This window comes from Arthrobacter sp. YAF34 (assembly GCF_052113245.1).
Lineage (GTDB): Bacteria > Actinomycetota > Actinomycetes > Actinomycetales > Micrococcaceae > Arthrobacter.
The window spans coordinates 1-22493 of sequence record NZ_JBFRCV010000021.1; the positions used below are offsets into that span (position 1 = coordinate 1).

Below are 22493 nucleotides of genomic sequence, written 5' to 3' on the forward strand. Positions count from 1 at the left end.
AGCGCGGCCCGTGGGCTGACGAGGAGTGGCAGGGCTGGTGGGGCGACAACCCGCCCTTCCACACACCGGTGATCGTCCTCACCCACCACCCACGGCCGCCACTGACCATGAACGGCGGCACCGCCTTCCACTTTGTGGACGCCCAACCCACCGAGGCACTCGAACGGGCACGCGCCCTCGCCGGCGACCTCGACGTGCGAATCGGCGGCGGGGTCACCACGATCCGCCAGTTCCTCGAGGCCGACCTCATCGACCAGATGCACATCGTTCTTGTCCCGATCATTCTCGGCCGCGGCGAACGACTCTGGGACGGCCTCGAAGGAATCGAGCAACGCTTCGACATTGAAGCGGCACCCTCACCCAGCGGTGTCATTCACCTGACCTTCGCCCGACGCGACCGAGTCATCTAGCTGCCAGGAGATGCGACGGCCCGCCGGCCGACGGTGAGCCAGCCAGGTTGAGGCTTTCAGCACCGGGAACTTTTCCGACGCGGCCGGCCCAAAGCAGCGGAAGGGACTGGGCCGGCCGGTCCCTTCCGTTTTGCGCTAAACCAGGTGCTGGCGGCAGTCAGCGCGCGGTCTCCTCGACCAGGGCGATGCGATTGCCGTCGGGGTCGCGGAAGTACGCCATCGGCGGCATCGGAGCGCCGTCGCCGCCCCTCATGTCCTCGAACTCGACGCCGCGCGAGCTGAACTCGGCCATGGCGGCTTCAAGGTTGGGCGTGTCGAAGCCAAATGGTGCTCTGCCGCCAGGTTGCGGGTCCTCGTCGCTCATCGGCGGCACGAGGGCGATCACTGTATACGCGCCGACTGGGGCCACCTCGATCCAGCGGAAGCCCCCGCCGACCCCGGCGTCCGTGCGGACCTCGAAGCCGAGTTTGTCCCGGTAGAACGCGAGCGAACGGGCCTGATCGCTCACCGTGAGGTACACGGTGCCCACTCCGGGGATGTGCTGTGCGGCTGCTGTATCGGTCATGCAGATACTCCCTCCGGGTGGAATGGTCAGTGTTGGTGTTCGCGGCTGTGCCGCATGGAGATCGCGTCCCAGATCTGATCACGCATCGGGGTGCGCCTGAGAACTTCGGATCCGCGGAAGCCAAGCGACTCGTATAGGCTTCGGGCTGGGCTGTTGTGGGCGATCACGCCGAGACTCAATCCGGTGACGGTCGGGGTCCCGTAGGCTGTGGCCATCAACAGTTCCATCAGTTCCGCCCCAGTCCTTCGCCCCGGCGCCCTGGATTGACGATGATGGAGCCCAGACGGCATGTCCGCACTTCGTGGTCGAACAGCAGGGTGCCGTGCCCGAGAATCGCGCCGGTGGTTTCGTCGATTCCGGTCCAGTACTGGCGCTGCGGATTTGTCAGGTACTCCTCCAGCTGGAACCGGTTGAGTGGCCACGAGAACGTAGGTCCGGTCCAAAGCACCATGGCTTCCTCGTGGGGAATCCAGCGCAGGAAAACGTCCAGATCGGTGTCTGACGTGGGCCTTAGCAGCATTCCAGCATTGTATGCACAGCCGTTGCCTAAAAACCCGGGTGCTAGGCCTTGGCGCCGGCGATGTTGACCAGCCATGCCACACCGAACTTGTCGTTGCACATGCCGAAGGTATCGCCCCAGGGAGCGGTTTCGAGTGGCATGGAGACGGTGCCGCCGTCGGAAAGCTTCTCCCAGTAGCCGCGGAGTTCGCCGTCGTCGTCACCGCTGAGGGAAACGCTGTAGGTGTTGCCGGGGTGGAACTCCATGCGGGCGGGCGTGTCCGAGCCCATCAGGGTCAGTCCGGATGGCGATTCCAGCTGTGCATGCATCACCAGGTTCTCGTCTGCGGGATCCTGGCTGGCCTGAAGGTCGGCAAAGGTGCTGATGGTCAGCTCGCCCCCGAAGACGTCCTTGTAAAACTCCATGGCTTCGCGGGCGTTGGTGCGAAAGCTCAGGTAGGGATTGAGTCGGGTCGTCATGGGGGATTCTCCTTGGCTCTGGGTGGGCGATTATGTCACCACCGAGCCATGCTAACAGTGCGCCGCGGGACCGCAACAGGGACCTCGTAAGACCGGTCGGTGTTCCCTCAAGCCCGGGATTGTCGGTTGCCCGGACGGCGGCGGTGCAGGGGTGGGCCGCGAAGACCGACGTTTTCAGACCTGCGAATTGTCATTACGGGCCCAGAGGCGGTGGGTCTAACGCATGATGAACTGCATCAGGATGATGAAGAGTCCGGCAAGGAGGAGCACGCCACGGATCCACGCGCCCACGGTTTCGGCGGCTTTGACCTGGGCCGGTTCCGCAGGCAACTGGATGCCATAGACGGCCGCCGCCACCCACAGCTGGTAATTGACTATTTCCCGGCGGAAGATGAACCAGATCCCGGCCAGCAGCAGCATCCCCAGTCCAAGGTCCAGGCTGATTCCTGTTCCGGTGGAATCGATTCCTGCGCCGGGTACCAAAACGAGGTAGAGACCGACGGACGCCAGGACCGCACAGGCTGCGAGACAAAGCTGCCGGCGTCGTTGGGCCGAATCGTCGGGCGACCATCTCCGGGCGGTGCGATCAGCTTTGAGTCCACATGCCATGGCCAGTGCCACTAGCGATGCGCCGGAGAGGAAGAACAGGGGCTCGCGCACGGAAATCCTCGTGAAGATTCGATGAGGCCAGACTACAAGTGGCCGCCCGCGTCGAACATAGTCTTCCGGTTGCTCGCCGCATCAACTCCGGGGCCTGTGGGGGCGGGTTTGATCAGGTAGCCGACGCCGCGCAGGGTGTGGATCATCGGCGGCCCGGTGGCATTGATCTTTCGCCGCAGATAGGAGATGTAGAGCTCAACGTTGTTGCCGCCCCGGCCGGGGATGCCGGGCCATACGTGGTTCACGATTTCCTCTTTGCGCACGACGTTCCCGGGGTTCTGCATCAGCAGCTGCAGGACAGCGCATTGTGTCTTCGTCAGGGGAATCTGGTGGGGGCCCCGGCGGGCAAGGAACCAACGGGACCGCAGGGTCAGGTCCCCCACGGTGAGTTCGGGGTCACTGGGTACGGCAGTTCCGTTGCGGGTGAGCCAGCGCAGTCGCAACGCCACATCGGCAGCGGTGAACGGGGCGAGCAGATAGTCGTCCCCGGGCAAGGTGCCGCCCGCGAGCAGGTCTTCAAGGGTTTCGCGTGTGGTCAGGAACAGGAACGGTACTCCGGGGGCGGATTGCCGGACGCGCGCAATGCCCGGGGCAGCCCCGTCGGCATGGTGGGTGGCGTCGAGGACGACAACGGCATGCTTCCCGTGTCCGGCAGTGCCAGGCGTAGCGGTCAACCATCCGGCGGCGGCAAGTGCGCGGGCTATGTCCGCTGTCGCACCTTGGTCAGGGTGAATGATGAGGACCGGGGCGGATGCCGCGGCTGGGGGGATCGTCACGGGAAGAGTCTCTGCGGTGAGAAAGGTATGGCGGGAAGGCATAGGGTGCATTATTCGGTATGTGGATGGGAGGGGCCTGGTGCGAGTCCTTGGCGTTGCCCGTGAATCGACAAGGTCGGGGCTCTCGGCAGCGTCGCATAGGTGCGAGGGGCGGTTCCATCGCCAATTGAATGGAACTTGACGGGGGAAATGCGGCGCTGGCGCGCGTGAATCCCTGTGGATCTGCCGTTTCGCACATCCGATCGAGGTCGTCGCTTGGGCGGCATGGCCTCAACCGGGCGTGGCCGGAGCCCTGAGTTAGGCGTCATCGGTCACGTTCCGGCCGGCCTGACCCGCGGCTACGGTCAGCGGTGGGCGGATTCGAGAACGCTCTTGAGGCCGGCCAGTTGGGCGACCTCGGTCTGCATCGTGCGGGCGATCATCGGCCCCGCGATCTTCATGAGTCCTTTGGGCTGCAGGTCCAGGGTGAACCGGACGGCAGTCCCGGCGGGCACGGCGGTGAGGAGGTACTCGCCGGACGGCCGGGCTGGACCCGCGACGACCTGGAAGCTCAGGCGCTGTCCGGGGTCCGCGGTGGTGATTTCGTAGTCGCCGGCGATTGCCCGCCCGCCCGGGCCGGTTAGGGTCTGGGCGTAGACGGCTCCCCGGGACGCGGGTGTTCCGCTTTTCAGGGCGATGTTCTGAATTCCGGAGCGCCATGTGGGGTTGTTCAGTCCGTCCGCGAGGAACGCGTAGACGTCCTCGGGTGAACGGTTGATGGTGGTCTCGTTCTCGGCGTGGGCCATGGCTTCCCCTTCAATGGGTCCCTGTGCCCGCCGAGTTCGGCGGGTTGATGATGTCCACACTGTACGTCGTGGCGGCGCCTGTCCCGCGCCACGCCCGGCGCGCGTTCCGGCGGTGCGGGGAACGGCACCGGGTGCGGCCTGCCGCGGGGTCCAGGTCCTGCGGCACCCGGTCATTGCGGCGCTCCGCCGCGGGAGATGACCGGGTGATGTCCGTGGGTGCGCAGCTTGCCGGAGTCGCTCGCGGCCCCGGGGGCTTACATGTTCATGTCGACCAGTTCGAAGATTTCCACGCTGTAGTGGCCGCTTCGTTCGGAAAGGAACGGGTGGCCTTCGGTGAGGGCTTTGGCGGCGTCGAGGTTTTCGGCCTCCACGATGGTGTATCCCTGAAGTTCCGTCACGTCGGCGGTGGTGCCGTTGTCGAGGACGGCGGTGCGGGCGCCGAACGGGGCGCCCCCGTCGGTGAGGGCCGGGCCGATCTTGCCCATCCAGGCACCCCAGGCGGCCATCTGTTGGGCGGACTGCTCCTCGGTGAACTGGTCCATCGGTGTGGCCGGGCCCTTGTAGATGTAGATGAACTTGCTCATGATGTTTCCCTTCGGTTGATCCATGCTGTGGTGTTTCGCGGTTGCTGCTGTGGTGCCCCCGGCCGAGGTGGAATACCGGAACGGGGGTGTGATGTCCCGGCCCCGTCCGGATCGGCCGCCGGTCCGGGTGCTGTCAGSGGGCTTCGAGGATTTCCTTGAGGGCTGTGAGGTCTTTGCGCATGGCACGGCGCATCATGGGCGCCATGAGCGCCCCGGAGACGGCGGAAAACCCCGAGGGTTCGCCGCTGTTTTCCAGAGTCATCCGTGTTGATCCGTTTTCATCGGCCCACGTGTAGGTGGTTTTCATCGGGAAGGGGCCCTGGCGGGTGCCCATGACGACTTTCTCGCCGGGTACCAGTTGGACGACTTCGTAGACGTAGTCCAGTTTTCTTCGCAGGAAGCGGGCGGTGAAGGCCACCCGGGACCCGACCGTGAGGGGCCGTGGCGTGTGCCATGTGGCTGAGCGGATGTTGGCGTACCAGTGCGGGGCGTTGCCGGGATCGGCCGCGTAGCCGGCCACGGCGGCCCGCGGGGCGTGGATGAGGATGCTGGTGTGGACCTTCACCATGACGATTCGCTGTCGGTTGCGGTTAGCGGGCCGCGACGGGACGGCCGGTGAAGGCTACCAGGCGGTCCAGGCTGGCGGCTGATTCGTCGACGAGGGTTTCCTCGGCGAAGCTGGCTCCGCGCATCTGTGGGCTGATGGTGTTCCGCGTCAGTTCCAGGACGTAGCCGGAGAGGGCGGGGGAGACCTCCAGGGTCTGTCCGGTGGCGGTTGCGAAGTCCCAGGCGTGGACCAGGAATTCCAGGTTCAGGATGTTGGCGACGGTGGTGGCGGGCAGTTCCGCGAAACCCATGTCGATGGATCCGTCCAGGCCGCGGGCCCGGAAGGCTTCCAGTACCGGCTGGGCGGCGTCGGCGACCCGGACTTCGGGTGCTGCGTCCGGCCGGTTGGTGACGGTGATGCCGAGTGCCTTGCCGATGCCGGTGACGGAGCCGAGGAGGTGGTCGGCCAGCTGGGCTACGGTGAAATCCTCGCACGGGGTCTGCAGGTCCATGTCGGACACGGTCAGGGACCGCAGGGTGCGTTGAACGATGGCGAGGGTCGCCTCGGCGCTGGCCAGCTCGGTGAGCGGGTCCGGGGCGRCGGCCCAGTCGTCGGCCCCGGCGTCGCCGGCCGTGGTGAGCGTGACCAGGCGGCCGAGGTAGTGGTTCCATCCTTCGATGTGTCCGATGGCCGCCTCGTCGGAGAGTCCCTCGTGTACGAGGCGGACGGTGGTCCCGCCTTCGACACTGTCCAGGGTGATGGTGACGGTGGAGGCGTCGTCGGCCGTCCCGTCGGCGCCCTCCCAGCCCCAGGTGAAAACGACGCGCTTGCCCGGCTCGATCACGGTAAAGGTTCCGGCGGCCGAATGTCCGGGAGTGATCGTCCAGCGGTAGTCGCCGCCGACGCGCAAATCCACCCGGGCCGCTACGGTCTGCCAGCGCCGCAGCCGTTCCGGGTCGGTGATCAGGGCAAACGCGGTGTCCGGGTTGACCGGAAGAAAGACGGACTTCTCAATGGGCATCAGGGTTCTCCTTGGAATGCGGATGTGTGCACAGCGGCGGCGTCCGCCACCAGCTGGTCCAGCTCGGTTGTCCAGAACGATTCCAGCGACTTCCTCAGCTCGGACATGCCGCCGGGATCGAGGCTGTAGAACCTGTTCCGGCCGTCCTTTCGTGCCCGGACCAGCCCGGCGCCGGCAAGTAGCAGCAGGTGCTGGGAGATCGCGGACCGGCTGACCGGAAATTTGGTCGCCAGGTCCGTGACGGACTGCTCTCCCCGGGCGAGGAGTTGGAGCAGGCGACGCCTGTTCGGTTCCGCCGCGGTTTCGAGAAGATCTGGCACACTGAATACGTTAGTGCAGACTAACGTATAAATGCAATGGGAGGTTCGCCCGGTGAGGCGTGGTCCGGGAACGCGCCGCCAGGGCATCCGGGATGCGACGCGCCGGAGACCGGCGGAGAAACAGGTCAGGAGTCGCGGTCCGAGGATCCGCGGCGTGCCCCGTCCTGCAGTGTCTGCCAGTACGACTATGGTCCGTACTACATTTCGAGGACCATCTAACGGAGGTTTCCGGCGCACGCCATGACGTGCAGGAGCTGCACGGCGTTGGTCACGATACCTGGGGGCTTTATCTGGCAGAGCTACGCCCCGCTCGGGGACGGAGGTGGGGTCTCAGCCGAGGTTCTTAAGTCGGATGGTTCGTGCCTGGTGGATGGCGGCCAGGGCCACGGCGCTGGCGGTGAGTCTGAGGGCGTGGACCCTGTACCACCGCTGCAGCAGGGGCTTGCGGCTCATTTCACTGAGCGGTTGTGGGCTGAAGAACAGCTTGGGGTTGATGTTCCGGAGCAGGTACACGGTAGCGGCCGCACCCGTCGTGGAACTGGCGGCAGCCACGATCAGCCAGGGCCTGCTGTTGGCGTGCTTCCAGCCGGCCAAAAGGGCTCCGATGGCAGCCGGGGCGATGAGCGGGGCGATCGGGGCGTAGTACCGGCCCGGGCTTCCGGCTCCGAACGGGGACCGGGGGAGTTCCTTGCTGGCTTCGGCGGCCGCGACGCGGTGCGGCACTTTGACGATGGCCTCGTAGAGGTTGCCGAAAAACCAGTGCGCGTGGCTGTACTCCGCGATACCCATGAGCCGATCAGCGACCACACCTGAACGGCCGACGAATTTCTGTCCCATGTCCACAATCTACCGCTGTCTGCCCGTCTTGGCCGGACGGCTCAGATGCCCATGGTCCGTAGTTCGAAGCTGTTCGGCACGTGAGCCCGGCCAGCGGCGGGGTCCTGGCAGTCCGGTCCGGAGAACAGGACCTGGCGGCCGCCGTCGGCAAGGATCCATAGCTCCGTCACGTGTCCGGCCTGGGGGCGGTTCGGCCATGGGCCGCGGCCGGAGTAGGTCAGCTGGAAGATCTGCGGTGTCCCGTCCCGGCCGGGAGCTTGCAGCGTCAGCTCGGTAGCGTTCTTGTACACGTACCGAGGGAGGACGGTGGCGCTCAGGCGTTTCCATTGCGCGGTGGCGGCCAGGATCCGGGCCTGCCGGTAGGTCGAGAGGCCAAGTCCGATGATCACACCGCTGATGCCCAGCCAGATACTGCCCATGAAGGCGAGGACGTACGGCACGTTCCTCTGGGACTGGTCCAGGCCGACGATCAGGGCGTAGGAGGGGTCGGCCGGGTCAACGCTTGCCGTGACCGTGGTCCCGGGTTTGGGCATTCCCGCGCACGTGGACGCGGGGTCGAACGTTGCCGTGTGGTCCCGGCCGTCAAGGGTGAACTCCAGGCTCAGGTCGCAGTGGTCGCCGCGGGAGAAGTAGGGGCGCTGGCTGGTGACGATAGCCGGGACGCGGACAAAGTCGGCCCAGTAGGGCCTGGTCACAAATCCGAGGATAAACACCAGGCCGACGACCAGGGCGGCGAAGCCGGCCACGCCCACCACAGCCCGCAACAGCAGGCGCCGGCGCAGGGCCGAGCCCTGCCAGGCGGGCGCAGCCTTCGGGGGCAGGGTGGACGCGGGCAGCTGCAGGTCATCGGGCAGCTGTAAGGTTTCCGCTGCCCGGGCCGGGACTGAAGCGGCCTCCCGCCCCTGTGGGTTCATGGGGTTGGTTTTGTGTGGCGTTTGCGGAAGGTTCCGGCGATGGAGAGTTTGCCCGAGTATTGGATGGATCCGTAGCGGAAGAGGTGGACGGCGAGTCGGAGGATGAGGATTCCGATGATGAAGAGTTCGGCGATGACGATGGTTGCCTCGACCGGTGAGAGGGTGCCGAAGCCGTTGCGGAGCATGGCGGTGACGGGGGCGGAGAGCGGGAAGTAGGTGAAGATCTGCACAATGGGTGCGTGCGGGTCCGAGACGATGAGGGCGACGGCGTAGAAGGGGACGAAGATCAGCGCCATCAGGGGCCCGAAGATCGTGCCGGCGTCCTTGGCGGTGGGCATGACCGCGCCGATCGCGACGAGGACGCCGGTGAAGACGGTGAATCCGCCCAGCAAAAGCAGTGCGCCGACGATCATGGTGCCGGGGTCGAAGCTCAGGGTGGAGAGGTCCAGGTCGGGCATGGAGAGTTTGTCGCGGAAGAAGGCGTAGCCGATGGCGATGGGGGTGAGGAAGACCAGGATCTGGACCAGGCCGAYCATGAACAGGGCGATGATCTTGCCTATGATCAGGGTGGTCGGGTTCAGGGTGGTGAGGATCATTTCGGTGACCCGGTTTTCTTTCTCTTCCAGGGTGCTGTTGAGCATCTGGTTGGAGAGCAGGATGATCGAGACGTAGAAGATCAGCAGGAACATCAGCGGCGGGACGGCGGAGCCGATCCCGCCGGCGGGCTGGCCGTCTTTGAAGGTCTGGGATTCGGTCTTGATGTTGTCGCCGGCAGCGGCCATTAGTTGCGGGGATCCGATGGTGGCCTGGGCTGAGGCGGTGAGGAGCTGTTTGGCGACGGCGTCGTATTTGCCGTTGTCGAAGATCCCCTTGTCCTGCCCGTAGACCTTGACCGGCTCCGTGGCGGGTTTGGCGGGGTAGGCGAAGTACGCGTCCGTCAATCCCTTTTTCACGTCGAGCAGGGCCTGCCCGGGGTCGGCGGCTTTTCTGCCGCCCATGGCGGTGGCGATCGCGGGGGTGATGAGTCCGGAGTCGTCGGTGTAGGTGAAGGAGATGGCGGCGGTCTTTTGGGCGTCGGCGCTGGCGTGCGTGGAGGAGTTGCTGAGGTAGACGAGTCCGAAGACGATGGCCATGACGATCGGGATGGCGAGGGTCGCGATCCAGAAGCGGMGTTTCTTCACGGTGCGGGTGAATTCGAACCCGACGACGGTCCCGAGGTTGTGGTGCGCGATCGGGCGCTTCGCCGCCACCGGCGACGTGGCCGGTGCCGGGGCGGGGGAGGGCAGCGGTGTTGAGGTTTTCTGGGTCATGGGGTTTATGCCTCCGCCATGTCGTGGGTTTCGCCGTAGACCTTGATGAAGACCTCGTCCAGGGACGTCCTGGCGGTGGTGAAGGACTTCACGGCGACGCCGTGGCTGATGAGGTCGCGCAGGACGGCGGCCTCGTCCGTCCCGGGGCGGGGGGAGAGCTCGGCCTGCCCGCCGCCGGCACTGACGATGTCGTACAGGGCGGAGGCGGGCAGGGTCCCGGTGTGGGTGAGCCGGTAGACGGTGCCGCCGAATTGGTCCTGGACTTCGGCGACGGTGCCGTAGGCGCGGGAGGTGCCGTCTTTGAGGAGGATGACCCGGTCGCAGAGGCGTTCGACTTCTTCCATCTGGTGGGTGACCATGATGACGGTCGCGCCGGCGCGTTTCTGGTCTTCGATGATGTCCATCAGCAGGCGGCGGTTGACCGGGTCGAAGCCCTTGGTCGGTTCGTCCAGGATCAGCAGCTCGGGGTCGTTCATGATGGTCACGCCGAGCTGGATTTTCTGCTGCTGCCCGCCGGAGAGCTTATCCAGCCGCATGGCCGCCTTGTCGGCCAGGCCGACCCGTTCGAGGTAGTCCCGGGACCAGGCTTTCGCCCGGGCCTTGTCCAGGCCCTTGAGCCGGCCRAAGTAGACCATSACGTCCAGGACGGAYTCTTTYTTGTAGAGKCCGCGTTCCTCGGGCAGGTATCCSAGYCGGGMMCCGTCCTGCGGGGCGAAGGGCTTGCCGCCGATCTGCAGGGTCCCGGCGGTCGGCTGGTAGATGCCCAGCAGCGCCCGGAGGGTCGTGGTCTTCCCGGATCCGTTGCTGCCCAGGAACCCGAAGGTTTCGCCGGCCCGGACATCGAAGGACAGGTCTTTGATGACCGTGGTGTCCCCGAAGTCCATCCGGAAGTCTTTGATGTGTACCAGCGGCTCCGCCGCGTCCCCCAACGTCATATCCATACTCTAACCGGCGCCACAACGGGGATCCTTGGACGTTTCTGCCCGGTCCGGGCGTGCCAGGAGCCACATCCGCCGCGGTTGGAGGGTGGCCGGGACTGCAAGCTAAAGGGGTGCCGTTGTCCTGCCTGGCGCGACGGTGCGCGGCGGGAAAGGTGCCGGTCAGCTTTCGCAGTCGATGCAGTAGGCGTGGCCGTTTTTCTCTCGCGCGATCTGGGTGCGGTGGCGGACGAGGAAGCAGGAGGCGCAGGTGAACTCATCGTGTGCCTGGGGGATCACGTGGATGATGAGTTCCTCGCCGGAGAGGTCGGCGCCGGGGAGTTCGACGCCGTCAACGGTGTCGGCTTCGTCGAGTTCCAGCACGACGCTGCGGGCATCGGGGGAGTTCGCCTCTTTCAGAGCCTCGAGGGAGGCGTTGCGGGATTCCGCGACGTCGGGTTTCACTTCGTCATAGTCGGCTGCCACGGTGGGTTCTCATTTCCTCTAGCGGGTTATCCGCAGTGGACCCTACCGGACATGTGCCGCCCCGGGTGGTTTCAGGCCCGGGTGGGCGTGCCGCCGGCGAGGGGGCACTGGGCTGCGGGACCAGCGAAGGGCCCCCAAAATAGACGACGCTGCCACAGCCAGAGCCAAGGAACTCAAAGGCAAAGGAATCAGCGCTTCCGAAATCGGCAAGCTGCGGAGTCTCCCGCGCCACGGTCTACCGATAACTTCCCTAATCAACACGGAGAGGGTTCGGACTGCCCGCCGTTGACATTAAAGGGCAGCCCAGCCCTGGTCCCGGATCTCCGGCACGGCCCGCAGCTGGGTGCCGTCCTCAGCGGCTCGTTGAAACGGACATCAGCTCCTCGCTGTCTTCGTAGCCGGTAACTGGGAAGGGATCGAAGGCAGGCAATTCACTGGCTAGGTCCTGACTCTGGACGGGTGCATCTGCGCATGCTTTGCTGGTCCTTGGGCAACCGCCTGCCCGGTCTGTCCGGGATCTGACTGATCTTCCAAGGAGCTGCACAGTGGCTGGTCTGAGCGATAAGTTCGATAAGGCATACGAGGATAAGAGCATCGAGGAACTGGCCAAGGCACCTGTTGGTGCGCTTCAGGGCTTGTCCGAGGCCGACGCTCTGAAGTTGCAGGAAGCCCTGAACATCAAGACCGTAAAGGACCTCGGCACCAACAAGTTCTTCCTCTGGGCCCAGGCAGTGGTGAAACTGGCCGAATAGGCTGCCGAGCCCAGAATCCGTCCGCCGGCTCGCGGTCTATGCCCGTGGCCGGTGGCCGGTGCCGGGCCGGCGGGTGAGTCATCGTCTATAGATGGGTCACCTGCCGGTGATCGAAGCCTGGCAGGACGGCCTGAACAGTGCCCCGTCGGCTACGGGTCCCGGTCGGCGCTGAGTACGTAGCCCATCCCCCGCACAGTGGTCAGTGTCTGCAYGCCGAAGGGAATGTCGATCTTGCGCCGGAGGTAGCCGATGTAGACCTCCACCACGTTGTCCCCTCCTTCAAAGTCTTCCCACACATTGTCGAGTAGGTCCGCCTTTGTCACGATCTGGTCGTGGTGCCGGATGAGGTACTCCAGGAGCCCGTATTCCCGAGGGGTGGTGTTGATCGCCTTGGCCCCCCGATGGGCTTGGCGGTTGAGGGGGTCCAGCGTCAGGCTGCCCAGCGTCAACACCCCGGGAAGCTCAGGCGTCCCGGGGTGGATGAGTGCCCGGATCCGCGCCACCAGCACCGGAAAGCTGAAAGGCTTTGTCAGATAGTCAACAGCCGCCAGATCAAAGGCATCGGTCTGATCGTTCTCGCCGTCCTTCGCCGTGAGCATCAGCACCGGAGTCCGGACCTTGCGCTCCCGAAGCTCCTTCAGCACGTCGTAGCCGTTGGGCAGCACCAGATAGAGCAAGATAACGTCATATGAGTTTTCTGTCGACGCCCACAGCCCACTGATGCCGTCGTGCATGACATCCACGACGAACCCTTCAATCGTTAACCCCCGGCGGAGCGCTTCGGCGAGACCCTTCTCATCATCTACGACCAGAATCCGCACCCGGACTCCTCTCTTTCGTCCCATCATGTCCAGAAAGGCCCTGTTGGGGGAGTGTCCCCCGGGGTCATCCCGGATGCAAGGGAACGGGACACCACCGAACGACGCTGGCCGTGACCAACCACTCATGTTCGGGGTCTGGATTTATTGTTTGTCGGCCCAGCGTTCGTGGGCCGATTGCCGGCTGATGCCGACGGCGCGGCCGATGTCCGCCCAAGACGCTCCCGCTGACTTCGCGGCTGCAACGGTCTTGTCCAGCCGGTGCCCGGCCTGGGTGTATTCACGCGCTGCCGCCTCCACGCCGGCCACAACTTCCAGCGGTGCGAGGTGGGCTTTCCACTCGTCGTGGATGGCGTTTTCGACTTCGCTGGAAGCGTGTGCGAAATCGTCGGGGGAAAGGTAGTCCCTGCGGCGGCTGAAGTCGGCGGCGGCCGGCGACGTGACACGCTCCCACAGCTCGCCTTGCCAGCCGCATTCACAGGCCCCGCGCCAGCCGATGATCTCGCTGTCCGGGACAACTTCGTGGTCGGGCAGCATCTTGTCCGGCTTGTAGTGGCCGGTGATGCCCTTGACGAGCATTCCTTCGCCCCTCGATGATGCGGACAGCCGTCCGTCGGGTGCAACGGCGGCCGCCCACCCTTCGTGTTCGTTGTCGTTTGATATCCAGCCCATAGCGCGCCCTTCTGTCAGGCAATCCTGACGGCCAGTATGTCAGGAACCCCTGACAAAGACCACAGCACGCCGACTAAGCGGGGGCCGCCGAAATGCCTCTAGAGCCCAGATTCCAGAGGGCTATAAACTCCTCGCGATCCGCACGAACCGCCAGCCCGACCCTCACTTGCGGCCCTGCCAGCCTCGGCGCGGAGGACGTGAGCCGAACCCCGACCCAGCGACGGTAGGATTCCAGCGCGCGCAGCAGGGGAGCGGGGTCGCCTTTCAGGCGGTCTACGGGGCGGGTTCCGGCAAGTTCCCTGGCGGGGGTGACCATCCAGAGGGTGAAGTGGTTGTTCGGGATCTGCAGCTCCATCGCACGCTCGAACAGCTCAAGGACCTGCGGGCGGAGTTGTCCGCCGGGGAGGAACTGGAATCCCGGGCRGAAGGTCCCGTCATCGATGAAGACACGGACGAGCTGGCGCATGACCGGTTCGGGGTCTTCCATCAGTTCGGAAAGCCGGCGGTGCACCTGCGCGAGGGCCGGCAGCGTGAACTCCGTCCGGAGCCCGGCCCAGGTCTGATCGCTGATTGGCTGGGGGTTCACTGTCGCCGTGGCCTAGTCGCTGATGCTTTCCAGCAGCCACTGGGCCGAGAGCGGGTTCCGGCGCAGTGTGAAGGTCCGAAGCGCGGAATTCGACCCGAGACGGACCTGCACCCTCCAGTATTCGATGCTGACCAGGTCGCCGCTGCCGAGGGCCGCGTCGCGCCGGGTGTCCCACCAGGCGTCCCGGGCGAACCAGTGCACCGGGTCCGCGGCGACGGCCCAGATCCGGCTCTCGTRCCGGACGGCCAGTGGTGTGCCGGCCTGGGTGAACCGGACGTTCACGGCCACGTCCAGGGTTGTTTCATTCGCTACTGCTGTCACGGTCTACGCGCTCTCCCAAGTTCCTGGTCATCATTTCTTCGCGGCGGGTGACCGCCGAACTCCACACCCAGGTCCGGTAGGTCACCGGACCGTCTTTCCATGTCACTTCGACGGCTTTGGCTGTCCAGGCGTACACCTCGCCGTCCACCAGCTCGGCGCAGTTCGGAAACCTGATCCACGCCTTCACCGGGATCCCGGGGAAGCCGTTCTTGGCGGGGAAGTGCTCGAAATCGAGTTCGTCCGCCGTCAGCCCGATCGGGCCGGCCCGGCGCGCATACTGCGCCTGCAGCCGGGCTGACTGTTCCGGGTTCATGGGACTAGTTTAGAACTTATATACGAGTTGATATTTTTCACTTAGAAAACACTTTCGACTAACGGGCCAGCAAGAGGCGCGAACCACGCCCAGTTGCATCTGATGCATGATCCACGCAGATCCAAGCATGGAGGACGGCTACGACGTTTCAGCGATCCGCGCTCCCGCCCGGGCCTTCGGCGGATCGGATTGCACACCAGTGGGGGACAGCCCGAGCTGCGCGGAGGGCTCCGCCTGATCCCAATGGGCACAACCACGTGGATCCTGCGCGCTCCACGCGGATAGGCCCGGCTCGCTCCGAAAGATCTGGTTGACAGTGGGGATTGGTGCTTCTAAATTCTTAGTGATTTACGTCCGTTTCTGGGCTGGTCATGCTTCACATTCATGTTGTTGCTGATTCATTTGAGCGGCTGTGCCGCCAGGATGCAGGAGGCCACGATGACGAAGACACCACTGGAAGATTTCCTCACTGAGTGCGTCGCACCGGATCCGGACGGCGGTCTCAGCGTGGAGGAAMTGTATGGCTTGTACCTGAGCTGGTGCGGGCTCGGAGGGGTTGCACCAATTGGCGGCAGGGCATTCAGAGCCGGTTTGCGCGCAGCCGATGTCCGCATTGAGCGCCGCGGTCGCAGGTGTCCGGGTCTGAGGATGTCCGGACCGGCAGCGTGCGATTACCTTGTCCACTGTGAATTCCCGCTCGCTGTACTGGAAGCACCCGCCGGTCCTGAACTGATCTCACATCCGGGCCCTGAACGGGTCGCCCCGCTTCGCGCCCGGCCGGCCGCGGGAGTCAGCGGCTCCGAGCCGGCCGCGTGACTTGCGCCCGGGCGGCCGCTGACGGCATCCCCTGGGACGGGGACCCGTGTGATCCGCTCTCTGGCAGCAGCAGGTCTTCTGGCTCAGTGGGTGTCGGGAGTATGAGGAAAGCCTCCGGGCGAGTCCAAGGACTCAAGCGCGGAGGCTCCCGGCTCTCCAAGCTGGGGGAACAGGAGAGCCGATTTGAGTCTACTTGCAGGAGCGACATCGTATGCGCCCCGGCCCGGCGGGCAAGCGCGGCCTTCCGGTCACCGCACGCGGGGGTTCCTCCGCAGCGCCACGGTTAGCGGGTGCTGCTGCCATGTCCGGGCGCAGCGTCTCTCTGGCCGGTAGCAGGGGATTTGCCGGCCTGGAGGTCGGGGCGGTGATCTGGCTTACCCCGGTATCGAGGTCACGCTCCCGGCGTCGGCGTCCGGGCGGACGCCGCCTTGTTTCCGCGGCGCGGAGATTGTCGGATCCTTGTCCGCGACGGTGGTGCGACCTCCGAAGCCCAGTTTTGCCAGGAGCGTGGACACGAGTCCCCGCAGAGTCGCTTCATCCAGAGCCAAGGACTCGCTGATCTGGCGGTTGGTTAAGTCTTCGGCGATGAGTGCCAGGACCGCCTTTTCCTCAACCGTCAGGTCATTACATCCCGCGGCAAGAGACGCTTTGGCCAAACTCGTCTTCACTCTCGCTAACTTCGCGGGGGCGAGGAGCGGCTCGCTGGCGGCGGCGCGAAGAATCGTCTCCGCTATCTGGTGGCCGCGGAGTTGTCTGAGCACATAGCCTGCCGCTCCGGCCAGCACGACGGAATGGAGCGCCTCATCATTGTCATTGCTGGTTAGCATCAGGCACTTCAGGCCGGCATCAACGGAGAGCGCGTCCCGGCAGACTTCAATGCCGGTGCCGTCGGGTAGATGCTCGTCCAGGACCACGACCTGCGTTCCCCGCTCTACGATCCGACGGCTGGCCTCACGGGCGGACCCGCACTCACCGACTACATCCAGGCCCTCCTGCTCGAGCAGACTCCGCAGCCCGTCCCTGACGAGTTCCTGATCATCAACGATGAACACCCGCACCGGGCCACCGGAGCCCTCCGGGGCAGGAGAGGTGTCAGACCACACGCCCATCCACGCACTCCCGTCGACTCGGCGCCGCCGACCTGCGGCATCGCATCGTGCGTATCCCGGGCCGGCGGCCATTTGAGGTAATCGTCCTATCTCCACGAGCGCGGTACCAGAGTCAAAGGGCCGGACCTCAGGGCGGGGAGGCCGCTGTGGTCATCGGGCCAAGGGGTCTGCTCCGAAAGGTAGGATATTGCCGCCGGACTTCTATAGCGGCCTGATAGCCGCTTGTTCGCGTAGCCTGAAGCGGGCGCCCGGAACGCCTATCAGCGTGGCGGGCGCCCCGTCTTCTGCCTCCAGATCGAGGTGGATAAGCGGCCCTTCCTGCCGTCTGCCGACGACGGCGAAGCTCGAGCCGGCCAGCCGCAGGATTTGTCCTTCGGCGATATCACGGAGCCTGCACCGGGCGAGGGTTTCGGGGAGTTGAGGTTCGGTCATGGTCTTGGATCTCACTGAGAAGTGCCTTTCACTGCACGGGCGCGACAATTGGTCGCACCCGGATGCGGCAGAAGCGGCGGCAACTTTCGGACCACTTTGGCGGCCGGAGACTGTTGGTCCACACCCACCTATTCGGATCCCAGTCCGTCACCCGCGCAGAAAGTTACGCCGCTGGCCTCTACACCCTGCTTCTGCGACCGGCCACGGCGCCGTAGACGAGGAGCACTATGACGGCGCCGAGGATGGAGAGGAGCCAGGTCCGGAGGTCGAAGAAGTCACCGAGGCCCCCGCCGAAGATCAGCGAACCGATCCAGCCTCCGAGGATGGCGCCCACAACGCCCAGGACGAGGGTGATCACCCAGCCGCCACCTTGCCGGCCGGGAAGGATGGCTTTGGCGATCGCTCCTGCGATAAGTCCGAGAATGAGGAAAGCGAGAATTCCCATGGCTATGGCTCCTTTCGGGCGGAACGGTCGTGGAATGCGGCCGTCACCAAGATTTAATCAGCAGACTTAGTAGCGCGCAATACCTGGTAGGTAGTGATCCGTGATTCGTGATCCGACCGCGAATCGTCCCAGCTGGGCACTCCTCTCATCGACTGAAACCGACAACGACGCTACGCACGGCCAATGGCCGCGCCCGCTCGCCCGCTGGAGGCACCTGCACGACGTCCTCAACTGATGTCACACCCGGGCCCGGAACGGCCCGCGCCGCGTCCGGGCCGTCAGGTCGCCTGAGGTGCTCCCGGCCCGGTCGCTGACGCCATCTCCCCGGGACGCTTACCGGCTGGAGCGCTGGCAGCAGCGCAGTCTTTACCGGGAGTACGGGAAAGCCTCCGCGCGAGTCCAAGGACTCAAGCGCGGAGGCTCCCGGTTCTCCACGCTGGGGGGACTGGAGAACCAATCTAAGAGGAGTGCCGGCGTGAGGTCCTGGTCGCTCCCGGGAAGCGCGACCTTCCAGGTCACCGCACGCGGGGCCGGCCGCGGGTCCTCCCGACCTGCCACCCGGGAACCGCGGCATCCAGGAGTTTGACCTTCACAGGATCGAGCTCGCCGCGGCGGTGCTTGTGCCGCTGGGTGTGGATCCACACGCCGAGGGTGTGCTCCCGCTCAGAATCGCAGCCCTTGTGGCGGGGCCAGTCGTTGCCCTCGTGTCGGAAGTCCTCGAGCTGGGCCAGCCGGTGGTGCCAGCGGGCCTCGTCCTCGGCGTTTCGGCGGTTTCCCAGCCAGCCGGGCATGTGGGCCAGGCCGTCACGGTAGGCCGGGTCCAGGGTCCCCGCGGCCGTTTCGCGCCGGCGTGCCGCCAGCCAGCGCGCCATCGCCCGTTCGCTCCGCTGCCCGGAGCGGTCACGGGGGAGCCGGCCTTCGGCCCTGACCCAGGCGATGAGCTCGTCCATGCGGGCGAGGTCCGTGGGGGAGGGGTGAGGAACGGGTGCGGCGCGGGCGGCGGCCTGGTGTTCGGCCTCGAGGCCCGGGTCCTGGCGGYGGGCGATGACGAGGTGGTATCCGACCGTGGAGGGCCCGGCGCGCACGAGGGCAGCGATGCGTTGTCGGCTCAGTCCGAGCCGGTACATCAGCACCCATTCGGCGTCAGGAGCCCGCCGCAACCGCCTGTCCATGATCGACATCCTGCCACGGCCTCCCCATGAGTCCGGCGGTCACCGCGGATTCCACCGACAACGCTTTCGGGCGTCCGCTGGCGCGGCCGGCTGTCGGGTCCAGTGCTGTCCGTCGCAGGGCTCCGGCCTCCCCTGGCCCCTGTCTTACGTCTTCGACGATGCTCATAGTCGTCAAATTGCTGTTGGATCGTGCTTTTGGGTGGGTCGGCGTGCTCAGCTGGTGCGGACGGGGGGAGACAGGGGGTGGCTGCGTCGTAGGTGGACGGCGGTTATTGCCAGCCAGGTCCAAGCGAGGACTACGGCTGCTGTGAAGCTAAGGACGATGACGGCTGATGTTGACCCGCTGGCAATGCCGGCGAAGGCGGCAAGAAAGAGAACTCCGGTAGCCAGGGAGAATGCTCCGAGCCTCCGGTTTCCAGAACTGTAGAACCGGCGGGCCATAACGCAGCAGCCAGCGATGAGGGCGGTAAAGCCTACTCCGGCGGTAAAGAAATGAAGAAGTCCGTGGAGGGAACCGGAGGTGGGGTGTCCGGGAGGCGTGCCTTGAGGGAACCCGTTCATAGGATCGGCGGTGAAAATCCCCGCACCCACTAAGCCGGCACCGTATATTCCAACGAGAACTGGTCCCCAGATGGCTCCTCGTCCCGGGTTGAGGGCCCGTCGGAATCCGATGGCGGACAGGATGGTAAGGGCCCCGGTGAGGATCAGGTTTGTGGTTTGGATCCAGCCCAGGTCGCCGTTGGCGAGGACACTGAGGTCGTTATGTGCCGCGTCGAAGCCCGGGCGAAGAAGCGCCTGGGTATAGCTGACCAGAAGGTATAGGGGGCCGGCGGCGATGCCACAGGCCAGCAATACCCGCGTGGCAGAGGAGGTGGCCGGGCGTCGTTGGGATTCCTGATGTTCGGTTTGGTAGCTGATTTTGGGCATGGTCTATTCCGGTCTGTGGGCGAAATGAATTTGGTGAGGGTCGTCAACGGGTCAGTCGGTGAAGAAGCCGCGGAGTTCGGCTGCCATTGCTGCGTCTGAGACTTGGTGTGTTTGGCCCTCAAGGGTGCGGTGCAGTGATTGGGGGATGGCGGCCGCTGTTGTTGCTTGAGCTGAGGTCATGGCTGGGGCGGCCTTTCCACCGACCATGACAAGGGTCGGCACCGTGATTTTGGCGAGCCGGTCCGTGGGTGCGGTGAAGTTGTTGAGAACGGCGACCTCGTAGGGGAGTGTGTTGGCGGCGTTCTTTTGGCTCTTCCAGATCTTTGGCATCAGGCGCAGCATGAGGGGCACAAATGCCGGGACGCCGATCATTTTGACCAGGAAGTAGGAGACCATCGCGCCGCGCTTGTTTTGGGCGAGCAGTGAGTTCAGGTGCCCGGCGTGGTCGACGGTCGTTCCATCGGCGTCGCCGATTCCTGTGTAGGGGGCCTCGTAGGTGGCGAGCTTGCGCATCCGGATACCCGCCGCTGCTGCTTCGAGGGCGAGGGCGGCGCCGGAGGAGATGCCGTAGACGAAGGGGTCTCCGCCCGCATGGGTGATGACGGCGGCGAGGTCTTCAATCTCGCGTTCCACGGAGTAAGGCCGGGTATCACCGCTGTCGCCGCGGCCGCGACGGTCGTAGAAATACACGGTGAAGGAGTCGGCAAGCCTGGTGGCCAGGGACCGGGCCGGGCCGAAGGACCGGCCGCAGAAGGCGCCGTCGACCAGTACCAGGGCGGGGCCGGTACCGATGTGTTCGACGGAGATGGGTGTCCCGTCCGCTGAAGTGATCTGGGTGACCTGGGTGTGGGGGGAACTGGTTTTCATGCTGTGGGCCTTTCGAGGAGGGTGTCGAGTTTGGTGAAGGACAGAATCCATCCGGCGTGGGTCATGTCCCGGATCTCGTCCGTGAACGGGCCTTGGTGGAGGGTCATGCGCGTCCGGTCGCCGTGATCGTGGAACTGAAGCCGCAGCACGACGTCGTCCACGGGTCCAGCCTCGGTCACTGCGGTCAGTTGGATCTCAAGGAATTCCGGCGCTTGAAAGGCGGTGATGCGTCCCCGGATGGGGTGGCTGGCCCCGGTGGCGTTGTCGACCATGGTCAACTCCCACCGGCCCTGCTCCACGAGCTCTACCGTGATGCTGTCGGCCGGTACGTGAACGCCTTCGGGCCCGAACCAGGAGGCGAGGAGCCGGGGTTCGGTCCAGAACCGCCAGACCGTGTCCCTGGGCGCGGCGAAGGAGCGGGAGATGAAAACGTCGTGTTCTGCGATTTCCTGCTGGCGCCCCTCAGACATCTCGGCCCTGGCCCTTGGGCTTGGTGTCACGCTGAAACGAGGCCAGCGCGCCGTCGAGTTTGTCGAAGGACTCACCCCAAAACTTCTTATACCGCTCCATGTACTCGCTCGCTTCCTTGAGCCGGTCGGGCTCCAGATGACTGAACCGGGCAGTCGCCACCCGGCTCCTGGAAATCAGGCCGGCGTTCTCCAGTACCTTCAGATGTTTTGAAATCGCCGGTTGGCTGATCCTGAACGGCRCCGCAAGGTCGGAAACCTGCGCATCGCCGTCCGCGAGCCGCTGCAGAATGGCCCGCCGGGTCGGATCGGCCAAAGCACCGAACACTGCACTCAATTCATCAATCATCAGGATCATAACCTTATCGTTATATAACTTTATGGTTTTAGAGTAGGGCTGGTTGAGTAAAGCGTCAAGCCTCCGAGTCTCAGCTAACGGCGTCCAGTAACGCACTTGTCCTTGCTGCAGCTGCTACCGGAGGTGTGGGGCGTTGCGCCTCGGCCTGGTCGGTCAGCCATTGGCGGTAGGTCGCCGCGAGCTCGTCATTGCGGATACGGCCGCGTTCCAGACGCGAAATGATGGAAACCCATTGGCCAAGTTCGCCGGCCACTGTCGTGATGGTGAGTCCGAGTTCCGTCCGCATGTGGCGGAGGTCCGAGTTGTCGGGTGCCGGCCGGGGGTCGGTGATCTGGCGGCAGATCTCGCGGGCTGCGTAGCGTTTGAGGCAGCGCATGATTTCGCGTTTGCTCTTGCCCTCGGACGTGCGTTTAGCCACGTAATCCTTGGTGCGTTGGCAAGAGCCCATGCGGACCAGGACTACCTGGTGCAAGGCATTGTTGGCGCTGCGGTCGCCGCCTCTGCTGAGCCGGTGGCGGGTTGTCTTGCCTCATGAGGCTGGCTACTTCGGTCCCGACTCCTGGGAGATCGCAAAGCATCGGAGCATAGCTGTCGAGGATTTCCTTGAGTGCCGCGTCAGCAGCCTCGATTTCTGTTCCCAGTGCCTGGCATCGGGCTACCAGCGCTTTCAGGGTCAGAAGAGTCACGTATTCGGGGCCAGCCAGGTGTCCTGAAGGTCTCATGCGCTGCAGGGCAGGAATCAGCGCTGAGGTGGCCAGCGCGCGGTATTTCGCCCGGATTTTGTCCGGGGCAGAAACGAGGAGCGCCTTGATCTGGTTGATGGCCGCGGTCCGGGCCCTTGATGGCTGACGCGCGCGGAACGTAGGATCCGCAGGCATTCAACGGGGCCGTCTTTGGCCTTCGAGATCGCCTTCGTCCGTCCCTCGAGTACGGAATTGGCGGCGTGGTAGGCATCCAGCGGGTCGGACTTTCCCCTGAGTCGGCGGGCGGCCCGGTTCGGGCGGTTTACCTCCAGCACGGTGAGCCCTTCACCCCGTAGGGTTCTGGCGAGTTCGGCGCCATAGGAGCCTGTTCCTTCGACGCCGATGGCTATGACTGTGCCGTGGGAGGTGATGAAGTCGATGATTTTCCGGTATCCGGAATTCCTTGTCCGCGAGGGGTTTGCCGTGTTCGTTGATGACGGCTACGTGGTGTGTGTCGGCGTGGGTGTCGATACCCGCGATGACTTTTGTTGGTTCGCTTGCCAAGATGGAAATTGCCCCTCACTCGCGTCGAATGCTGATTGATCGGGCGCGGGCCAGGTGGGCAGACAAAACGGTAATGGGACT

Annotated in this window: 33 protein-coding genes; 2 read left to right on the forward strand and 31 right to left on the reverse strand. The window is 65.0% G+C overall.

Translation table 11 applies throughout. The features are described from left to right. On the forward strand, positions 1-410 hold a 410-nt coding region (locus AB4Y72_RS18735; protein WP_441427642.1), incomplete at its 5' end, for a dihydrofolate reductase family protein. Between the two features lie 157 nt (positions 411-567). Here the strand turns inward: AB4Y72_RS18735 and AB4Y72_RS18740 are convergent. The 16 genes from AB4Y72_RS18740 to AB4Y72_RS18815 form a co-directional block, all read right to left on the reverse strand. Next, the gene (locus tag AB4Y72_RS18740) at positions 568-975 is read right to left on the reverse strand and encodes a VOC family protein (RefSeq protein WP_441427643.1); all 408 of its coding nucleotides are present in this window, start codon (positions 973-975) and stop codon (positions 568-570) included. Between the two features lie 26 nt (positions 976-1001). Continuing rightward, positions 1002-1190 (reverse strand): hypothetical protein, encoded by a 189-nt coding sequence (locus tag AB4Y72_RS18745; RefSeq protein ID WP_441427644.1) that lies wholly within the window; start codon positions 1188-1190, stop codon positions 1002-1004. A gap of 11 nt (positions 1191-1201) precedes the next feature. Next, the gene (locus AB4Y72_RS18750) at positions 1202-1495 is read right to left on the reverse strand and encodes a GNAT family N-acetyltransferase (RefSeq protein ID WP_441427645.1); all 294 of its coding nucleotides are present in this window, start codon (positions 1493-1495) and stop codon (positions 1202-1204) included. Between the two features lie 41 nt (positions 1496-1536). Beyond that, positions 1537-1953 (reverse strand): VOC family protein, encoded by a 417-nt coding sequence (locus AB4Y72_RS18755; RefSeq protein WP_441427646.1) that lies wholly within the window; start codon positions 1951-1953, stop codon positions 1537-1539. Positions 1954-2169: 216 nt separating this feature from the next. Next, complete coding sequence (locus tag AB4Y72_RS18760; RefSeq protein ID WP_441427647.1) at positions 2170-2613, reverse strand: hypothetical protein; 444 nt, start codon at positions 2611-2613, stop codon at positions 2170-2172. A 32-nt stretch (positions 2614-2645) separates the two neighbouring features. Then, entirely contained in the window at positions 2646-3389 is a 744-nt protein-coding gene (locus tag AB4Y72_RS18765; RefSeq protein WP_441427648.1) for a response regulator transcription factor, read from the reverse strand. Positions 3390-3733: 344 nt separating this feature from the next. After that, entirely contained in the window at positions 3734-4174 is a 441-nt protein-coding gene (locus AB4Y72_RS18770; RefSeq protein ID WP_441427649.1) for an SRPBCC family protein, read from the reverse strand. A gap of 254 nt (positions 4175-4428) precedes the next feature. Beyond that, positions 4429-4758: a YciI family protein gene (locus AB4Y72_RS18775; protein WP_441427650.1), complete on the reverse strand. Its 330-nt coding sequence runs from the start codon at positions 4756-4758 to the stop codon at positions 4429-4431. Between the two features lie 133 nt (positions 4759-4891). Continuing rightward, on the reverse strand, positions 4892-5326 hold the full coding sequence (locus AB4Y72_RS18780) for an SRPBCC family protein (RefSeq protein WP_441427651.1): 435 nt from the start codon (positions 5324-5326) through the stop codon (positions 4892-4894). 22 nt (positions 5327-5348) lie between these two features. Further along, positions 5349-6326, reverse strand: a complete 978-nt coding sequence (locus AB4Y72_RS18785) for a TIGR03086 family metal-binding protein (RefSeq protein WP_441427652.1) — start codon at positions 6324-6326, stop codon at positions 5349-5351. Next, positions 6326-6646, reverse strand: a complete 321-nt coding sequence (locus AB4Y72_RS18790) for an ArsR/SmtB family transcription factor (protein WP_441427653.1) — start codon at positions 6644-6646, stop codon at positions 6326-6328. The genes AB4Y72_RS18785 and AB4Y72_RS18790 overlap by 1 nt, the downstream gene beginning before the upstream one ends. 330 nt (positions 6647-6976) lie before the next feature. After that, the gene (locus AB4Y72_RS18795) at positions 6977-7483 is read right to left on the reverse strand and encodes a hypothetical protein (protein ID WP_441427654.1); all 507 of its coding nucleotides are present in this window, start codon (positions 7481-7483) and stop codon (positions 6977-6979) included. A gap of 41 nt (positions 7484-7524) precedes the next feature. Beyond that, positions 7525-8397, reverse strand: coding sequence for a hypothetical protein (locus AB4Y72_RS18800; RefSeq protein WP_441427655.1), 873 nt, complete (start codon positions 8395-8397; stop codon positions 7525-7527). Then, positions 8394-9629 (reverse strand): ABC transporter permease, encoded by a 1236-nt coding sequence (locus tag AB4Y72_RS18805; RefSeq protein WP_441427675.1) that lies wholly within the window; start codon positions 9627-9629, stop codon positions 8394-8396. The genes AB4Y72_RS18800 and AB4Y72_RS18805 overlap by 4 nt, the downstream gene beginning before the upstream one ends. A gap of 83 nt (positions 9630-9712) precedes the next feature. Then, positions 9713-10642, reverse strand: coding sequence for an ABC transporter ATP-binding protein (locus tag AB4Y72_RS18810; RefSeq protein ID WP_441427656.1), 930 nt, complete (start codon positions 10640-10642; stop codon positions 9713-9715). A 165-nt stretch (positions 10643-10807) separates the two neighbouring features. Then, positions 10808-11110 carry a DUF4193 domain-containing protein gene (locus AB4Y72_RS18815; RefSeq protein WP_441427657.1) on the reverse strand — a complete coding sequence of 101 codons (303 nt, stop codon included), beginning with the start codon at positions 11108-11110 and terminating at the stop codon, positions 10808-10810. A 545-nt stretch (positions 11111-11655) separates the two neighbouring features. On the opposite strand from AB4Y72_RS18815, the gene AB4Y72_RS18820 reads away from it, so the two are divergent. Further along, entirely contained in the window at positions 11656-11862 is a 207-nt protein-coding gene (locus tag AB4Y72_RS18820) for a hypothetical protein (protein ID WP_441427658.1), read from the forward strand. Positions 11863-12011: 149 nt separating this feature from the next. Here AB4Y72_RS18820 and AB4Y72_RS18825 read toward each other — a convergent pair whose 3' ends face one another. The 15 genes from AB4Y72_RS18825 to AB4Y72_RS18895 form a co-directional block, all read right to left on the reverse strand. Then, the gene (locus AB4Y72_RS18825) at positions 12012-12683 is read right to left on the reverse strand and encodes a response regulator transcription factor (RefSeq protein WP_441427659.1); all 672 of its coding nucleotides are present in this window, start codon (positions 12681-12683) and stop codon (positions 12012-12014) included. A gap of 141 nt (positions 12684-12824) precedes the next feature. Further along, the gene (locus AB4Y72_RS18830; protein WP_441427660.1) at positions 12825-13352 is read right to left on the reverse strand and encodes a hypothetical protein; all 528 of its coding nucleotides are present in this window, start codon (positions 13350-13352) and stop codon (positions 12825-12827) included. 73 nt (positions 13353-13425) lie between these two features. Further along, entirely contained in the window at positions 13426-13938 is a 513-nt protein-coding gene (locus AB4Y72_RS18835; RefSeq protein ID WP_441427661.1) for a hypothetical protein, read from the reverse strand. Positions 13939-13950: 12 nt separating this feature from the next. After that, on the reverse strand, positions 13951-14259 hold the full coding sequence (locus AB4Y72_RS18840) for a hypothetical protein (protein ID WP_441427662.1): 309 nt from the start codon (positions 14257-14259) through the stop codon (positions 13951-13953). Continuing rightward, positions 14240-14572, reverse strand: a complete 333-nt coding sequence (locus AB4Y72_RS18845) for a hypothetical protein (RefSeq protein ID WP_441427663.1) — start codon at positions 14570-14572, stop codon at positions 14240-14242. Before AB4Y72_RS18845 ends, AB4Y72_RS18840 begins: the two co-directional genes overlap by 20 nt. A gap of 1190 nt (positions 14573-15762) precedes the next feature. Further along, the gene (locus tag AB4Y72_RS18850; RefSeq protein WP_441427664.1) at positions 15763-16497 is read right to left on the reverse strand and encodes a response regulator transcription factor; all 735 of its coding nucleotides are present in this window, start codon (positions 16495-16497) and stop codon (positions 15763-15765) included. A gap of 201 nt (positions 16498-16698) precedes the next feature. Beyond that, the gene (locus AB4Y72_RS18855; RefSeq protein ID WP_441427665.1) at positions 16699-16944 is read right to left on the reverse strand and encodes a hypothetical protein; all 246 of its coding nucleotides are present in this window, start codon (positions 16942-16944) and stop codon (positions 16699-16701) included. Between the two features lie 163 nt (positions 16945-17107). Then, positions 17108-17374, reverse strand: coding sequence for a GlsB/YeaQ/YmgE family stress response membrane protein (locus AB4Y72_RS18860; protein ID WP_441427666.1), 267 nt, complete (start codon positions 17372-17374; stop codon positions 17108-17110). 515 nt (positions 17375-17889) lie between these two features. Beyond that, positions 17890-18546 carry a helicase associated domain-containing protein gene (locus tag AB4Y72_RS18865; RefSeq protein ID WP_441427667.1) on the reverse strand — a complete coding sequence of 219 codons (657 nt, stop codon included), beginning with the start codon at positions 18544-18546 and terminating at the stop codon, positions 17890-17892. Between the two features lie 213 nt (positions 18547-18759). Next, positions 18760-19473, reverse strand: a complete 714-nt coding sequence (locus AB4Y72_RS18870) for a DUF998 domain-containing protein (protein WP_441427668.1) — start codon at positions 19471-19473, stop codon at positions 18760-18762. A 51-nt stretch (positions 19474-19524) separates the two neighbouring features. After that, a complete protein-coding gene (locus AB4Y72_RS18875; RefSeq protein ID WP_441427669.1) occupies positions 19525-20340 on the reverse strand; it encodes an alpha/beta fold hydrolase in 816 nt (271 codons plus the stop codon). Further along, positions 20337-20810, reverse strand: a complete 474-nt coding sequence (locus AB4Y72_RS18880) for an SRPBCC family protein (protein WP_441427670.1) — start codon at positions 20808-20810, stop codon at positions 20337-20339. The genes AB4Y72_RS18875 and AB4Y72_RS18880 overlap by 4 nt, the downstream gene beginning before the upstream one ends. Continuing rightward, on the reverse strand, positions 20803-21165 hold the full coding sequence (locus tag AB4Y72_RS18885) for an ArsR/SmtB family transcription factor (RefSeq protein ID WP_441427671.1): 363 nt from the start codon (positions 21163-21165) through the stop codon (positions 20803-20805). Before AB4Y72_RS18885 ends, AB4Y72_RS18880 begins: the two co-directional genes overlap by 8 nt. Before the next feature lie 70 nt (positions 21166-21235). Beyond that, the gene (locus AB4Y72_RS18890; RefSeq protein ID WP_441427672.1) at positions 21236-21583 is read right to left on the reverse strand and encodes a hypothetical protein; all 348 of its coding nucleotides are present in this window, start codon (positions 21581-21583) and stop codon (positions 21236-21238) included. Between the two features lie 321 nt (positions 21584-21904). Continuing rightward, positions 21905-22291, reverse strand: coding sequence for an IS110 family transposase (locus AB4Y72_RS18895; RefSeq protein ID WP_441427676.1), 387 nt, complete (start codon positions 22289-22291; stop codon positions 21905-21907). Between the last annotated feature and the right edge of the window lie 202 nt (positions 22292-22493).

Excerpts from the sequence above, each read along its gene's own strand:
- AB4Y72_RS18740 (WP_441427643.1), bottom strand. The coding sequence starts at position 975 with ATGACCGATACAGCAGCCGCACAGCACATCCCCGGAGTGGGCACCGTG.
- AB4Y72_RS18745 (WP_441427644.1), bottom strand. The coding sequence starts at position 1,190 with ATGGCCACAGCCTACGGGACCCCGACCGTCACCGGATTGAGTCTCGGC.
- AB4Y72_RS18750 (WP_441427645.1), bottom strand. The coding sequence starts at position 1,495 with ATGCTGCTAAGGCCCACGTCAGACACCGATCTGGACGTTTTCCTGCGC.
- AB4Y72_RS18755 (WP_441427646.1), bottom strand. The coding sequence starts at position 1,953 with ATGACGACCCGACTCAATCCCTACCTGAGCTTTCGCACCAACGCCCGC.
- AB4Y72_RS18770 (WP_441427649.1), bottom strand. The coding sequence starts at position 4,174 with ATGGCCCACGCCGAGAACGAGACCACCATCAACCGTTCACCCGAGGAC.
- AB4Y72_RS18775 (WP_441427650.1), bottom strand. The coding sequence starts at position 4,758 with ATGAGCAAGTTCATCTACATCTACAAGGGCCCGGCCACACCGATGGAC.
- AB4Y72_RS18795 (WP_441427654.1), bottom strand. The coding sequence starts at position 7,483 with ATGGGACAGAAATTCGTCGGCCGTTCAGGTGTGGTCGCTGATCGGCTC.
- AB4Y72_RS18800 (WP_441427655.1), bottom strand. The coding sequence starts at position 8,397 with ATGAACCCACAGGGGCGGGAGGCCGCTTCAGTCCCGGCCCGGGCAGCG.
- AB4Y72_RS18830 (WP_441427660.1), bottom strand. The coding sequence starts at position 13,352 with ATGGGCTGGATATCAAACGACAACGAACACGAAGGGTGGGCGGCCGCC.
- AB4Y72_RS18845 (WP_441427663.1), bottom strand. The coding sequence starts at position 14,572 with ATGAACCCGGAACAGTCAGCCCGGCTGCAGGCGCAGTATGCGCGCCGG.
- AB4Y72_RS18850 (WP_441427664.1), bottom strand. The coding sequence starts at position 16,497 with ATGGGCGTGTGGTCTGACACCTCTCCTGCCCCGGAGGGCTCCGGTGGC.
- AB4Y72_RS18860 (WP_441427666.1), bottom strand. The coding sequence starts at position 17,374 with ATGGGAATTCTCGCTTTCCTCATTCTCGGACTTATCGCAGGAGCGATC.
- AB4Y72_RS18870 (WP_441427668.1), bottom strand. The coding sequence starts at position 19,473 with ATGCCCAAAATCAGCTACCAAACCGAACATCAGGAATCCCAACGACGC.
- AB4Y72_RS18875 (WP_441427669.1), bottom strand. The coding sequence starts at position 20,340 with ATGAAAACCAGTTCCCCCCACACCCAGGTCACCCAGATCACTTCAGCG.
- AB4Y72_RS18880 (WP_441427670.1), bottom strand. The coding sequence starts at position 20,810 with ATGTCTGAGGGGCGCCAGCAGGAAATCGCAGAACACGACGTTTTCATC.